The sequence below is a fragment of the Candidatus Cryosericum septentrionale genome (genome assembly GCF_003570995.1).
Lineage (GTDB): Bacteria > Caldisericota > Caldisericia > Cryosericales > Cryosericaceae > Cryosericum > Cryosericum septentrionale.
The window spans coordinates 1-13,473 of record NZ_QXIY01000006.1 but is presented as its reverse complement, the minus strand read 5'-3'; the positions used below and the strand labels follow the sequence as shown (position 1 = coordinate 13,473).

At 56.4% G+C, this 13,473-nt stretch carries 12 protein-coding genes, 2 tRNA genes and 1 pseudogene; 2 read left to right on the top strand and 13 right to left on the bottom strand.

Annotated features, from left to right (window positions below; all coding sequences use genetic code 11):
- The 9 genes and pseudogenes from SMC1_RS02015 to SMC1_RS01975 all read right to left on the bottom strand — a co-directional run.
- Positions 1-603: pseudogene (locus tag SMC1_RS02015) on the bottom strand (hypothetical protein); the annotation flags it as partial.
- A 1-nt stretch (position 604) separates the two neighbouring features.
- Entirely contained in the window at positions 605-1,384 is a 780-nt protein-coding gene (locus tag SMC1_RS02010; protein ID WP_165849134.1) for a YmdB family metallophosphoesterase, read from the bottom strand.
- Positions 1,385-1,483: 99 nt separating this feature from the next.
- Positions 1,484-2,194 carry a 50S ribosomal protein L25 gene (locus SMC1_RS10845; RefSeq protein WP_119085144.1) on the bottom strand — a complete coding sequence of 237 codons (711 nt, stop codon included), beginning with the start codon at positions 2,192-2,194 and terminating at the stop codon, positions 1,484-1,486.
- An 86-nt stretch (positions 2,195-2,280) separates the two neighbouring features.
- Positions 2,281-3,228, bottom strand: coding sequence for a ribose-phosphate diphosphokinase (locus SMC1_RS02000; protein WP_119085143.1), 948 nt, complete (start codon positions 3,226-3,228; stop codon positions 2,281-2,283).
- Positions 3,218-4,594: a bifunctional UDP-N-acetylglucosamine diphosphorylase/glucosamine-1-phosphate N-acetyltransferase GlmU gene (gene glmU / locus SMC1_RS01995; RefSeq protein ID WP_119085142.1), complete on the bottom strand. Its 1,377-nt coding sequence runs from the start codon at positions 4,592-4,594 to the stop codon at positions 3,218-3,220. Before glmU ends, SMC1_RS02000 begins: the two co-directional genes overlap by 11 nt.
- 7 nt (positions 4,595-4,601) lie before the next feature.
- Entirely contained in the window at positions 4,602-5,792 is a 1,191-nt protein-coding gene (locus SMC1_RS01990) for a glycine C-acetyltransferase (protein WP_119085141.1), read from the bottom strand.
- A gap of 4 nt (positions 5,793-5,796) precedes the next feature.
- On the bottom strand, positions 5,797-6,846 hold the full coding sequence (gene tdh / locus SMC1_RS01985) for an L-threonine 3-dehydrogenase (protein WP_119085140.1): 1,050 nt from the start codon (positions 6,844-6,846) through the stop codon (positions 5,797-5,799).
- Entirely contained in the window at positions 6,843-7,481 is a 639-nt protein-coding gene (thyX, locus tag SMC1_RS01980; protein WP_119085139.1) for an FAD-dependent thymidylate synthase, read from the bottom strand. Before thyX ends, tdh begins: the two co-directional genes overlap by 4 nt.
- A complete protein-coding gene (locus SMC1_RS01975; RefSeq protein WP_119085138.1) occupies positions 7,478-8,269 on the bottom strand; it encodes an MTAP family purine nucleoside phosphorylase in 792 nt (263 codons plus the stop codon). The genes thyX and SMC1_RS01975 overlap by 4 nt, the downstream gene beginning before the upstream one ends.
- Before the next feature lie 145 nt (positions 8,270-8,414).
- Between SMC1_RS01975 and SMC1_RS01970 the strand changes: the two genes are divergently transcribed.
- Positions 8,415-8,490: transfer RNA gene (locus tag SMC1_RS01970), tRNA-Ala, on the top strand.
- Between the two features lie 68 nt (positions 8,491-8,558).
- Here the strand turns inward: SMC1_RS01970 and SMC1_RS01965 are convergent.
- Complete coding sequence (locus SMC1_RS01965) at positions 8,559-9,767, bottom strand: WG repeat-containing protein (RefSeq protein WP_119085137.1); 1,209 nt, start codon at positions 9,765-9,767, stop codon at positions 8,559-8,561.
- Between the two features lie 327 nt (positions 9,768-10,094).
- The gene (locus SMC1_RS01960) at positions 10,095-10,352 is read right to left on the bottom strand and encodes a hypothetical protein (RefSeq protein ID WP_119085136.1); all 258 of its coding nucleotides are present in this window, start codon (positions 10,350-10,352) and stop codon (positions 10,095-10,097) included.
- A gap of 33 nt (positions 10,353-10,385) precedes the next feature.
- On the opposite strand from SMC1_RS01960, the gene SMC1_RS01955 reads away from it, so the two are divergent.
- Positions 10,386-10,461, top strand: a tRNA-Ala gene (locus SMC1_RS01955).
- Positions 10,462-10,893: 432 nt separating this feature from the next.
- Here the strand turns inward: SMC1_RS01955 and SMC1_RS01950 are convergent.
- Both SMC1_RS01950 and SMC1_RS01945 read right to left on the bottom strand, forming a co-directional pair.
- Positions 10,894-11,835, bottom strand: a complete 942-nt coding sequence (locus tag SMC1_RS01950) for a hypothetical protein (RefSeq protein WP_119085135.1) — start codon at positions 11,833-11,835, stop codon at positions 10,894-10,896.
- Positions 11,836-12,134: 299 nt separating this feature from the next.
- Positions 12,135-12,950, bottom strand: coding sequence for a hypothetical protein (locus tag SMC1_RS01945; protein ID WP_126855139.1), 816 nt, complete (start codon positions 12,948-12,950; stop codon positions 12,135-12,137).
- Between the last annotated feature and the right edge of the window lie 523 nt (positions 12,951-13,473).

The following is a 13,473-nucleotide window of genomic DNA, read 5'->3' as shown; positions in this document are numbered from 1 at the left end:
AGACATGGTCTCAATTAGCCCTCCAAGGCTCGACCGATACCTGTTGATGTTCTGTCCCAGGAAGAGCAGCTCAGAGAAACCACTCCCAATGGCCCGTTCGGCTCGATGCAGGACTTCGCCGGCGTCGACAACGACCTCTGGACCTCGCGACCTGGGAACGATGCAGTATGTACAGTAGCTCTCACATCCACGAATGAGTTCGATGTCTGCGGTGGGGAACAGCGAGAGAGGAGCCGTGCAGTCCACTTCGCCGAGCGGCACAACATTCCCTACGAGGGAAAGCACTTGCTCCATACCCGCGGTGCCTTCCACGACGTTCAGACCACGGCCTGCAATGCGAACCGCTCGTTCTTTGTCGAGCGTGGCTGTGCAACCCATGAACACGATACGACTGGCACCAACGAGCTTCGCGGCTTCGCCGAGGAAGCTGAAGGCCTTCTCCTCTGCCTTCTCACGGACTGCGCACGTATTGATGATGACAAGTGATGCTTCGCCAAGACTATCAGAAGGCTGATGCCCTCCACGTCTCAGCGCGTCAGCGATCGTAGCACTGTACAGCTCGTTGAACTGGCAACCGAAGGTCTTGATAAGGAACCCGGCCATGTCAGTGGTCCCTCTGCAGGAGTGTTATCGATGTGCTGCTTCCGGTGGACGCATCGATGTCGACCACGACGGCCATCAACGTCGCATCGCCCTCCGCAACGCGTGGTGCGTACATGATGCCTGTCTCAAAACGACGCATCATGACTTCTGGGTCCAACCCGATGATTGAGGATCGTACCCCCGTCATGCCGACATCGGTGATGAATGCGGTGCCTGCAGCCGTGACGCGCGCATCCGCGGTTGGAACATGCGTGTGTGTTCCGAGGACTGCCGACATCCGCCCATCCAGCAAGCGCAGCATCGCTGCCTTCTCCGCCGTGGCCTCCGCATGAAAATCGACGACTTTCACACGCACGGCTCCAATCTCTGGGTCGCGCAGGACCTCTTCCATGTATCGGAAGGGGTTGTCGACACCGTTCATGCAATACTGCCCCATGACGTTGACGACGGCTATGGGACCCTCCGGCGTCTGCCAGATAACGGACCCGTGACGCCTGATGACGGGACTGACATTGCCGGGACACAACACGGTAGGGTGTTCCTGCATCAGGTCAAGAATTTCCGGCTTGCCGAGTGTGTGATTGCCCCCCGTGAATATGTCGACGCCTGCAGCGCTCAGTTCTTCAAACGCGGACCGGGTCATGCCGGTCCCATGCGTCGCGTTCTCCGCGTTGGCCACGACGACAGTGGGCCGCAGCTCTGCCCTGAGCTGTGGAAGCAGTCGCCGTACAATTGTACGCCCCGGGCGGCCGAAGACATCACCGATGAACAGTAATCTCACGACAAGCCCTTGCGGAAGACGTGAACAGCAAAAACGCTGGCCCCCGAGGGCCAGCGCATATGAAGCGATTGATGCAGAGCGGACAACGGTTGTGCCGTGCTACTTCTTCGAGGCTGTCTTCGCAGCGCCCTCAGCAGGAGCAGCGGCAGGAGCAGTTCCCGCTGCAGGAGCAGTTCCCGCTGCAGGAGCAGTTCCCGCTGCAGGAGCAGCGCCCTCGATCGCAACACCCTCCTCAGGAACAGGCGGGGCTTCTTCGACCGCTGGCGCAACGACCGAGAAGACCGTCGCCATTTCGTTTGTAAGCACTTTCACCTTGTCGCCAAGCTTCAGATCGGCTACATGGATGGAGTGCTTCAGTCCGAGGTCGGAAACGTCAACCTCCAGATACTCGGGAATGTCAAGAGGAAGAGCCTGGACGTCGAGCTCGTACAGTGAGTGCTCGAGCACACCGCCTTCCTTAAGGCCGATAGCTGTTCCGATGGGGCGAATCGGGATCCTGCTCGTCAGTGGCTCGTCAAGAGAAATGGACAGGAAATCGACATGAATATAGGTGTCCCGGATCGGGTTCATCTGGTACTCGTGCACAACAGTGGTTATCGCCTTGCCACCTTCAAACTGGAGTTCGACGATGGCAGACTCCCCAGTCGTACGACGGACGCGTTCGAATGCTCGCACAGGGACCGCAACGGACATGGGTGCCATTTTGTGACCGTACACCACTGCTGGGATGAAGCCCTGCCTGCGCAGGGCGCTTAGGTTGCCATGCTTCCCGCTTTCACGGGCAACGGCTTCTATCGCTACTCTTTGCATACCAACTCCTTACTCATAAGATACCGGCATATCTTTGACATTGTATGTCAAATCAGCTCTGAATCAAGTAGACAGCCTTCAGACTGTCAAAGCTGGAACAAGGCAGAGACCGATGAGTGGTTGTGGATGCTGTAGACAGCCTTGGCAATGAGCTCCGACACCGACAACACCGTAAACATCGAAGGATATTCGCGTCCAGGGACGAACATCGTATCTGTCACAATCACTTCGCTGAAATTCGACCGGGCGAACAATCCAAGGGAGTCACCTGCAAAGACGGCATGAGTCGCGCAGGCAATGACACTCTTGGCGCCCTCGGTCAGGGCACGGTTGCAGGCGTTCAACATCGTATTGCCCGTATGGATTGCATCGTCGGCAATAATAACATTCTTGCCTCGTACATCGCCGATGAGCGACTGAATCTCGACCGCGTCCGGCGAAAGACGCTTCTTCACAAACAGGGCTTGTGAAGCACGAATGGTCTGGGCAAACGTACTGGCCCGCGCCACGCCTCCCACATCGGGAGACAGGACAACAAGGTCTTCCAGCTCCTTGCGCTTGATATACTGCGCAAACTGGACCATGGCCGTCAGGTTGTCAGCAGGGATGTCGAAGAAGCCCTGAATCTGGGCGGCATGGAGATCGATTGCGACCACGCGGTCTGCGCCCGCCACAGTCACGAGATTCGCTACCAGTTTGGCACTGATAGGTTCTCGCGAGCGAACTTTGCGATCCTGGCGCGCATAGCCGAAAAACGGGATGATCGCTGTGATGCTCGCGGCTGAAGCGCGTTTCAGAGCGTCAAGCAGGATCAACAGTTCCAACAGATTCTCTGCCGGTGCGTTGGTCGGCTGGATGACGTAGACGTTCAGCCCCCGCACGTTCTCGCTGATACGGAGCTTAATCTCTCCGTCTGGAAAGCGGCCAACCTCAGCCTGACCGAGAGGAATACCAAGATAGGTCGCAACCTTCTCGGCCAGCGGTTTGTTTGCATTGCCAGAGAAGATCTTGATCGGGTTATACTCACTGTCCATGCTTTTTCCTCCTGACCCATCCCTCTTTGTCCACTTGGACCGCTCGTGCGATGGCAAGAGCGTCCGGGGGCACATCATGGGTGATAGTCGACCCGGTCGCAGTGTACGCTCCCTCATGAATCGTCACTGGGGCGACCAGATTGTTGTTGGCGCCGATGAAGACGTCTTTCTCGATGACCGTGTGGTGCTTGGCCTGCGTGAATCCGTCGTAGTTACAGGTGATCGTACCAGCTCCGACATTGACGTTCTCAGCAATGGTAGCGTCGCCGATGTATGAAAGATGTGGAACCTTGCTCCCCGCTCCCAAGGATGAGGCCTTGAGTTCGCAGAAAGCGCCCACCTTTGATCGTTCGGCCGTCAGAGTCCCCGGCCGGATGTAGGAAAAGGGACCAACCGCACAGTTGCTGCCTATCGTGGAGCCCTCCACGAACGATGCCAGAACCGTTGTCTCATCGCCGACCTGCGCGTCGATGAGAATGGTGTTGGGTCCAATGACGCTGGAGTTGCCTACTTTGGTGCTTCCCTTCAGACAGGAACCTTGCCGGATCTCTGAATCGCGTCCGACAACGACGTCCCAATCAACGCGGACTGTTCCCGGCATGTCGACGGTGACGCCCTCCCGGTAGAGATGGTCCAACTTCCGCCGCTGAAGAAGGCCGGCGGCCAGCGCGAGCTCCGCCCGGTCGTTCACCCCAGACATCTCCCATGTGCCGCGAGCCACAGGGCAATGCACATGACTGCCGTCCTGCACAGCCATTGAGAGACATTCCGTAATGTAGTACTCACTCTGAGCATTGTTCGGCTTCATCTGTGCCAGCCACCTGCGAAGCTCCGCCGAACGGAACAGGTAAATGCCCGTGTTGATCTCGTGAATGCCAAGTTGTTCCGGCCGCGCGTCTCCTGCCTCGACAATGCCAGCAAACGCACCGTTCACGGTGCGCACGATGCGTCCCAGTTGGCCGGCGTCTTCAAGATACGCCGCAAGGACTGCCGCCACTGCGTGTTCAGCGAGACTCTCGTCAAGGAACTCGCGGTAGTCCTCCGCGGACGGGAAGGGATCATCCCCGTTGCATACGAGGACGTACTCCGCAGAAACATGGTCCATGCCACACTGGACGGCGTGACCACTGCCATGCTGTTCAGGCTGAACCGCGTAGGTCAGGCGGTTGCCGAACGCTGCGCGAAACGCTTCATTGACTGCCGGTGTAACGACAATCGGCTGCACATCGATGTCCTTCAGCGCATCAACAACGTACCACAACATGGGATGGCCAAGGATATCATGGAGAACCTTGGGCACCGCACTCTTCATGCGAGTGCCGAGTCCTCCGGCTAGGATCAGGGCCTGGACACTAGGATAGGACATCAGACGCCTAGCTCTTCAGAATACTCAGTTCGAGAGCCGACTCATGGAACATATCGGCTGCAAAATCGAGTTGTTCCTTCGTGTGCGTCGAACACAGCATGCAGCGGATGCGCGCCAGGCCCTTTGGAACCGTTGGAAAGCCGAGCGACTGCGCAAAGACTCCCTTCTCGAACAGCTTGGCAGAGAGATTCTTGGCAAGCTGGCCATCGCCAATGATGATGGGAGTGATCGGGGTCTCGCTTCGCCAGGTGTCAAACCCATAGGCCTTCATTTTGGCCTTGAAGTACGCTGCATTCTCCCACAGCTTGTGCACCAGATCATCACTCTCGGTCAAGATGTCGATAACCTTCAGGATTGCACCGGCATCTGCCGGCGTGATGGTTGAGCTGAACAAGATTGTGCGAGACTTGTTCTTGAGATACTCGACAAGCGTGTGCGTTCCCGCGACATATCCACCCACCACACCGAACGCCTTCGACATGGTTCCGACCTCGACATCAACTTCTCCCTCGAGATGGAAATGATTGACAATACCACGCCCATGATCTCCCAGGACTCCCTCGCCGTGCGCATCGTCGACCATGGTGACTGCGCCATGTCTCCTGGCTACTTCGACGATATCGGGCAACGGAGCGATGTCCCCGTCCATGCTGAAGACGCCATCGGTGATAACCATCTTTGTGCCCGGCTCGCTCTCGTATTCCTTGATCTTCTCTTCGAGACTGGCAACGTCGCAGTGCTTGAAGGGCACGATCTTCGCCTTGCTGAGACGGCAACCGTCGATGATGCTGGCGTGATTCAGCTCGTCACTGAAGATAAGGTCCCCGTCGTGGACAAGCGCCGGAATGGTACCAGAATTCGCGGTCAGACCCCCCTGGTACATCAGAACGTCCTCGACCTCTTTGAACTTCGCCAGCTTCTTCTCGCCGTCGACGATCAGGCGCGTATTACCGATGATCGTCTTGACGGCGCCAGACCCCACACCAAACTCGTCAATAGCCTTCTTGGCGGCTTCCTTGACATCCTTGCGAGCAATCATGCCCAGGTAGTTGTTGGCAGCAAGGTTCACGACGTACTTGCCATCGATGGTACATGCTGGACCCTGTTCGGAGTCGAGCGTTCGTATGCGGAGACTGAGCCCTTCCTTTTCGAGCCGGTCAAGCTCGGCCTGCATCATCCCCTGAAACTTCTCATTCATGCCACTACCTCCCCGCAATCTGGAGAACGACTTTGCCACAGGTCCCGGCGACCATGGCGTCCATGCCTGTCTGCCAGTCCTCAAACTTCAGTTGATGTGTAATGGCAGGACTCGGGTCCACAATGCGCGAAGCAAGCAGTCGGGATACAGTCTGCCACGTCGAGAAGATCTTGCGTCCAGTGATGCCATAGATGCGGATTCCCTTGAAGATGACTTCATTGGTCAGATCAATGGTCACCGGGCGCTCAGGAAGACCGAGCATCGACATGCGTCCGCCTGGTGTCAGCGCCTTCAGGCCCTGGTGCATGGCTCTCTCGCTGCCGGACATCTCCAGCACGACGTCGACGCCAATGCCATACGTCTGCTCCCTGATCACGGCCTCGATGTCGTCGCGGCTGGGATTGAGAACGAAATCCGCACCCATGCTCTTGGCGAGATCGAGCCGATAATCCGAAAGATCACTCACAAAAAGCTGCGTAGCACCGAAAGCCTTGGCAATCCCTACGGCGAGCACTCCGATCGGACCCGCCCCTGTGACGAGGACGGTCTTCCCCGCTACCGACTCGGCATTGACCGTATCCAATGCGTTCCCCATCGGCTCCTGTATGGAAGCCCATGCGGCTGGAATCGACTGGTCGTTCTTCCAGAGCACGCGCTCTGGAACGACGATGTACTCGGCAAATGCGCCGGCGCGGTCCACTCCCAAGATCTGGAGGTTCTGGCAGACCTCACTGTGGCCTGTATGGCACTGATAGCAGTGCCCGCAGTAAATATGTGTCTCGGAACTGACGAAGTCGCCTTCCTTGAATCCCCGCACGGACCTGCCTGTCTCCACGACGTGCCCGGAGAATTCGTGGCCCATGATATGCGGAGTCTTGATCCGGTTCTGTGCCCACTCGTTCCATACATAGATATGGACATCTGTGCCACAGATCGACGCATAGTCGATCTTGACCAGCACCTCGTCCTCTGCGATCAAGGGGATGTTCACCTTCGTCAGTGTTGCCCCCCGTTCTGGACGTTCCTTCACAAGCGCCAGCATTGTTCCTGTCATTCCGATTCTCCTTTCTGTCCCTTCGTTTTCAGGTGACACGCAAACGAGCGTTCCGGGCACTCCATTCCCTGTAGACATACCGGGCCGGCATTCTCGAACAGGAGGGGCGCCACGGCTTTGGCCTTTGCCAGCATAAGCCACGCCAGAGCCCGAATCTCGAACTGTGCCCTTAGACAGCAACGCAGCTCAAAGAAGTGTCTCAGCTCCCTGGCATTCATCGTAACCACGAGACGTGACGCAACACCCTGTGGAAGGACATAGCGGGCGTCTTCCTCGTGCACACCGTCTGCGAGCAGACGTTCATATTCCACGTAAGCCTGCTCATAGAAGCGTCTGAAATCATGGCCGGGGGGAGAGACGAAGACCGGCTGAGCCTTCGTGAACCGCAGACTCTGCTGCGAGTACGAGGCAAGCCGGTGCCGGACCAACTGATGGGAAGCTGCACGCGAAAGCCCCTCGACAAGAAACGTAAAACTGGCATGCTCGAGAACGGACAGGTGTCCGTTGCCACAGACCTTGCGCAGAATGCCAGCGCTTCGATCGGCGTTGAATGGTGCGGTGCTGTAGCAGATGTGAGCTGCGTAGGCACACAGCACATCCGCGTCCGGAGTATGAGCCAGCAGCTCTACCCTCATGAATTCAACAGGAAGTCGAGCGGATGCTCATCGTCACCCCGACCGGCCGGGAGTTGCACGATGCGGGGAAGAGATCGGCGCAGGACCTCGATCAGCGATGCCGATGCTGCAGCCATGGCGCCGAGAACCTCCTTGTGCGTGAGGAGCGAGGTGCCGATGCCGGCCGCATAGTTTGTGACGATGGCGATGGTCTGATACTCGAGACCTGCCTCCCGGGCAAGGGTCACCTCAGGCAATCCTGTCATCCCGACCACTGATCCGCCCATGGCCGCGTACATACGGACTTCCTGCGGCGATTCGAAGCGGGGACCTTCCGCCGCCACGTACACCTCGCCCGTGTGAAGCGAAAGCCCCAGGGCCGACATCTCTGTCGCCAGCACGACCGTGACGGCAGCACTGTAGGGATGAGTCATGTCCGTGTGAACGACCTTGCCAACCTCGAAGAACGTCTGCACGCGCACCTTGGTGAAGTCCAGAAAACCGTCCATCAGCGCATACGATCCTGGCGCAATTGACTCTTTGAGCGACCCTACGGCACTCGTCGTGACGACCTTCTCGACGCCGAGCATGTACAGTGCCATGATGTTGGCACGGTAGTTGATGAGGTGGGGCGGTACGACGTGGCCTTCCCCGTGACGCTTGAGGATGCAGACATCCGCATCGCCCATGAAGCCCCGCACATAGCATATGTCACCAAACGGGGTTTTGATGCTGGAGAGGCTCGCATCGGAAAGAAGCTGAACACTGTCGACGCCCGTGCCGACGATAAGACCAACAGGTCTGGACATGACTGCTCCTCACGAACAAGTTGTCTAATACCTACCAGATTGTAGTCCCAAGGTTGCCAATGTCAACCCAAAACCAGCTTCCAGGGCTGCATCCTCGCAATGGCGCTTTGACTATCACCGCGAAATTCATATAATGAACGCCGATGGGGCCGTGGCTCAGCTGGGAGAGCGCATCCCTCGCACGGATGAGGTCAGGGGTTCGAATCCCCTCGGCTCCACCATCTGACGACATTCCTGGCTGGTGCGTTGTTAGAAGCTTTTCGATGGGCGCGGATTCCCCCTCGTTCTGTCAGTCTTCCCAGTACTGTGTGCCTTTGCTGTCGATGTAGCCACATTTGCCCTTGACTTCGACCCACGCAAGACCCTCGCAGAAGTCATCTGCGTGATCAAAGATAGCCGCTATTGGTATACTCCCTTCGGCGTCAATGAAGCCCCATTTGCCGTTGAGGCCGACAGACGCAAAACCCTCGCTGAAGGAAAGCGCCCACTCATAGATAGCAGGTATTGTCATCCTCCCTTTGGTGTCGATGAAGCCGTATTTGCCGTCGACTTCGACGCGCGCAAGGCCACCGCTGAAGGGTAGTGCGTTATCATAGGCAGCAGGTATGACCATGTCCCCTTTGGTGTCGATGAAGCCGCATTTGCCCTCGACTTCCACACGCGCCAGACCCTCGCCGAAGTCATCTGCGTCATCATAGACAGCGAGCACTACCATGTTCCCTTTAGTGTCGATGAAGCCCTGTTTGTCGTTGAGTACGACACGTGCAAGACCCTCGGCAAAAGAATCTGCGCCATCATAGATCGCAGGGATTGCCATGTTTCCCTTGGCGTCGAGGAAGCCCCATTTGCCGTAGAGGTTGACACGCGCAAGAGCCTCGGAGAAGTCATCCGCGTTATCGTAGATGGCCGGTATTGTCATGTTCCCTCTAGCGTCGACGAAGCCCCATTTGCCGTTGAAGTTGACCCGCGCAAGACCTTCCCGGAAGGAAAGGGCGCCATCATAGACGGCCGGTATTGTCATGTTCCCTCTAAGGTCGACGAAACCCCATTTGTTGTTGAGTCCAATGACACGTGCAAGACCCTCGGCGAAAGAATCTGCACCATCATACACCGCCGGTATTGCCATGTTGCCTTTACCATCGATGTAACCATATTCACCGTTGAGTTTGACGCGCGCAAGACCCTCGCAGAAATCATCTGCGTTATCATAGACAGTGGGTACTGCCTCGTTCCCTCTGGAGTCGACGAAGCCGACTTTGCGGTCGCTGGTGCCCCTGAGGAGATCGACAGGCGCAAGACTTTCACTGAAGGCAGCTGCGCTATCATAGGTAGCCGGTATTACCATCTCCCTGTCTCGGTTGCAGAATCCCCATTTGCGGCCCTTTCGGTAGGGGATGAGCGCTGCAACCTTCTTCTTTCCGCTTGCCAGCTTCGTTCCACAACCAGGGCATAAGGTGGAGCCGTCAGGAATTGTCTTTCCACAACTCGGACATAACATCGAGCGCCTCCTTGTCAAATGGCACGGCTCATGGCTCTTGCACAGAGTCGCCAGTGTCGGTCAGAGCACGACTACATAGTAGACAAAACTTGCTCCCCGGCAAATTATGTAATTGCACGAGCGACAGGCGGGTCAGTCCTGGCACATTCATCGCGATCACCCGGAGCAGTAGCTCCAGTGTGCCCTCTCGTGGTCTTGATGAGCACTCCACGCCCTCTGCTCACCAACATGACTCTCTGCTTCCATTGAACGAACTTGTCTGCCAGACCGAGCGCCATAGTCACCTGTCGCCCACGGTTGTCTCAGGTCAGGACCGACGCCCAAACCCTACTGCTGGTTGACAGAGATCACAGACGTAAGTCCCCTGAGTGCATCCATCGTCTGGCGATAGGTGGCTTCGTCAGCGAATTCCGCGACGATCTTGATCTGTGTGCGCGGCGCCTCACCTTTCTTCCTGAACATGGAGAGATGCTCGGCATTCTTCATGTACTTGATGTTGATATCTCTCTTGGCAAACTCCTCAGACACCTGGTAGAGCACGCCGGGGACATTCATGGTCTCGATGACAATAGTCCGTTCACGCACTTTCCGAGGGATCATCTCCCAGTGAGCGTCGATGGGGCCGTGGCTCAGCTGGGAGAGCGCATCCCTCGCACGGATGAGGTCAGGGGTTCGAATCCCCTCGGCTCCACCACTTGACTACATTTGCTTGTAGCGGGTTCATCAATAGGGACTTTCCGAGAAGTGCGAATCTTCTCATAGGACTGTGTCTTTTCAGCTTTCGAGTTGATCTTCGCGGTCGCCTCGGAAAGCGTTCAGTGTACTGTCGCTATCTCGCGTACGAAGTCCACGTCGATTTGCTCGATCGTGAAATGAGGAAGCAACTTCCTCTCTTCTAGGGTGAGAAACCCATAGGACCCCTCGCCAAGCCTAGATTTATGATTTCATGGCTGCAATAGCGGCGCGGCGCCCCGTCGTGGTCTTGCTGACTAGTCTCGCTTCCACCTCTTATAGCGCACGAGGAGACTGCTGCGGGCGGAATCGCTTGAAATGTCGCCACCTGAAGCACAGCCGCTACCTGTCATAGTGGGGCCACTGCTCCAGCTTCTGGCAACAGTGCGAAGCACTAGTCAATTCCCGACGTGTTTAGGTTCCCGAGAGAGATGGTGAACGGCACGCGTTCCTTCTTGTCCGTGCCGGGCGCCATCGTAGTCACATAGTGGATATGCAGACCGTAGATACAGACGGTCTGGGTCTTAACTGTGATATCCCCCAGTTTCAGGACATCAATGTCCTTCCAGCGCGATCCAATCCCAACGTTGCCTTCACGAGCGAAGAACTTCTCTCCTTCCTTGTCCATGAGAGAGGCATCGTAATCGGCGAAGTCTGGGAGAGTCTGCAATTCTGTGAGGCCAATACATGGCAGGTTCTCGATCCCTCTCGTGTATTTCGTGAACCAATCGAACGTGTTTTGATCAATCAAGAATCTGTTAAGATGGTCTCTGGATAGCATTCTTCCGTTCATGATGATCCCCGGTCCGTAAAATCTAGCATCGACCGAGAACACGGTATCATACGTCATGGCGTATCGTAGACTGACGTCGGTAGCCAAGATGCTCCGAAGACGAGGAAACCGCCGAAACGAATTGAAGACCCTGAGCTCGAGTTCAAAGTTGATGGCGAAGATGAGGGCATGTAGCGGCGTGTCAAACAGCATGAAGCCACCGTCTCCAGTGTCTATGTAGTGTTCGGCAAAATCCTGTTGAGTACACTTCTGGAATAGATACGACGCTGCCTGCAGACACCTCTGCTGTGCCCCCTCGAGAAGCAGGTGCAACACGAGAGGCATGAGTGACTGCGTCAGAGGCTCGAATTGGCTGTACCTGTAGACATCGATGCCAAGCACTGCCATCTCGGCATGGTTGCGGAGATCTATCGCTCCCGCCAAAGCATCGCTCAGGCCACCACTTGGAAGCTCACTCCCATGTGGACTGTTCTCAATCGGCACGTCATGTGCCGCCAGAATGTCCCAAAAACCGTCATATGTGACATGAACCGTGTTCTTCATCTTCAGTCCTCCAAAATGCTGATGAGTGCAGAACGTTCCGGGCTACGAGTACCTGGCAGCTACCAGGAAGGATGGGGAGGTCGATCCCAGTAATCTGCAAACTCCCGAATATCCCTAGCTCTATCCTCGGATCCCTTGACAGTGTCAGTTTGTGACAAAGACCGTCCTCGACAGCGTATGCGGCTCGGACGCTTTCGGGCACCATGAGGGAGTACTCACGGTTCAGAAGGCGTAGCACGTCTTTCGAAGGACCGCACTTTCGCCCAGTTGGCCAACTCCTAACTGCAGTGCCCCGCTCACTAGTCATGACTCTCTTCCCGACGCGCCGTGACCAACAGGTACACGAACGTTGCAGTGAGATACAGGATGAATGCGACTTCAACTGGCGTCCAGTCATCGTGGTGCTTGACGTGTTCGTTTTGGTATTTGGCGTAGTAGTCAAGCAGTTGGTGAGTCATGTTCCGCGTCTCCTTGCTTAGCACGGGCTCAAGTAGTGCCAGCAAGCCGACGGTGTTCTTCTCTAGGGACGAATCATTACCCAGCAGCTTCCTGGCTAGTTCTTCAATACATACTCTGAGGCAGTTGAGCATGTGCCCGTGCTCGCCGCTAGAACCGTAGAGAGCGAGGGCCTCGGAAAACGCCTTCAAAGCTTCCGGGTAGTCACCAAGCCAAGCGAGGTCGGCGTTGACGACCTGCTCATCAAGGAGTTGCGCCCCTTCTGGGTAGAAGATGAGGCAGCCATTGCTCTCGGCACACAAGACCGGTACCCCTGAAGCGGCAACGTCCTTGCGCAACAGCTGCGCCAATTGCTGTCTTGCGTACGCATTCAATTCGATATGAAACAGGACCTCTAGTCCAAAAAGGAAATCGGGCAGCGTAGTACGCCGCTCTAGAGCGTGCCAGAGAGGCGTCTCCGTCGGTTTGCTGATGTACTCCCAATCGTCGGATGACACCGGCTCCCCCAATGCGTGCAGGAACGCGGCCGATATCGACGGATCATCTAGTATCAGACCACCAAGTACTTCACTTACGCTGCCGAACGCTCTGTTTCTAAATTCCTCAATTGTCTCTGCAGGAGCCTGGGTCATACTCCAGCGCTTTCGAAAATCGCTCACATATCCATCCGCTGAATCAACAGAACTCATGTCGACACTGCCCTCCTCTTGCCTCTGGGGTGTTCATGCAGAGAACCGCCTAGCCGTCCGGAGATCGAAAGAACGGTCATTGACTCGTTCTGAAAAACCAATCACGGTGAATACAGGGATCCTCCTTCAACGAGACGCAGAATCTAATTGACATTCTAGAAGGTCGGCTGAATTCTTCAAGGAAGCTCCGTCACTTCGATCAGCCGGCAGGTGCCCCGTCCGCTTCTAGTCTTGACGCCGGAAGAGGCGGATGACCCGCCTGAGCCTTGACTCATGAATCCGTCCGGTGCAGACCTGCTCAAGCGATTCTCGAACATCGAGCCTGCAGCAGGTTGATGAGAGCATCCAAAAGTGGTCGTGACGACCGGTCAATCCCCCTCGGCTCCACCATCATTACGCTCTGCTTCCATTGAACAAGCCTGTCTGCCAGGCGCCCCATCTCGAAAGCACGACCCCCGGTCACTGGCCGCCCACGGTTGTCTCAGGTCAGGAC

Excerpts from the sequence above, each read along its gene's own strand:
- SMC1_RS10845 (WP_119085144.1), bottom strand. The coding sequence starts at position 2,194 with ATGCAAAGAGTAGCGATAGAAGCCGTTGCCCGTGAAAGCGGGAAGCAT.
- SMC1_RS02000 (WP_119085143.1), bottom strand. The coding sequence starts at position 3,228 with ATGGACAGTGAGTATAACCCGATCAAGATCTTCTCTGGCAATGCAAAC.
- glmU (WP_119085142.1), bottom strand. The coding sequence starts at position 4,594 with ATGTCCTATCCTAGTGTCCAGGCCCTGATCCTAGCCGGAGGACTCGGC.
- SMC1_RS01990 (WP_119085141.1), bottom strand. The coding sequence starts at position 5,792 with ATGAATGAGAAGTTTCAGGGGATGATGCAGGCCGAGCTTGACCGGCTC.
- tdh (WP_119085140.1), bottom strand. The coding sequence starts at position 6,846 with ATGACAGGAACAATGCTGGCGCTTGTGAAGGAACGTCCAGAACGGGGG.
- thyX (WP_119085139.1), bottom strand. The coding sequence starts at position 7,481 with ATGAGGGTAGAGCTGCTGGCTCATACTCCGGACGCGGATGTGCTGTGT.
- SMC1_RS01975 (WP_119085138.1), bottom strand. The coding sequence starts at position 8,269 with ATGTCCAGACCTGTTGGTCTTATCGTCGGCACGGGCGTCGACAGTGTT.
- SMC1_RS01965 (WP_119085137.1), bottom strand. The coding sequence starts at position 9,767 with ATGTTATGTCCGAGTTGTGGAAAGACAATTCCTGACGGCTCCACCTTA.
- SMC1_RS01950 (WP_119085135.1), bottom strand. The coding sequence starts at position 11,835 with ATGAAGAACACGGTTCATGTCACATATGACGGTTTTTGGGACATTCTG.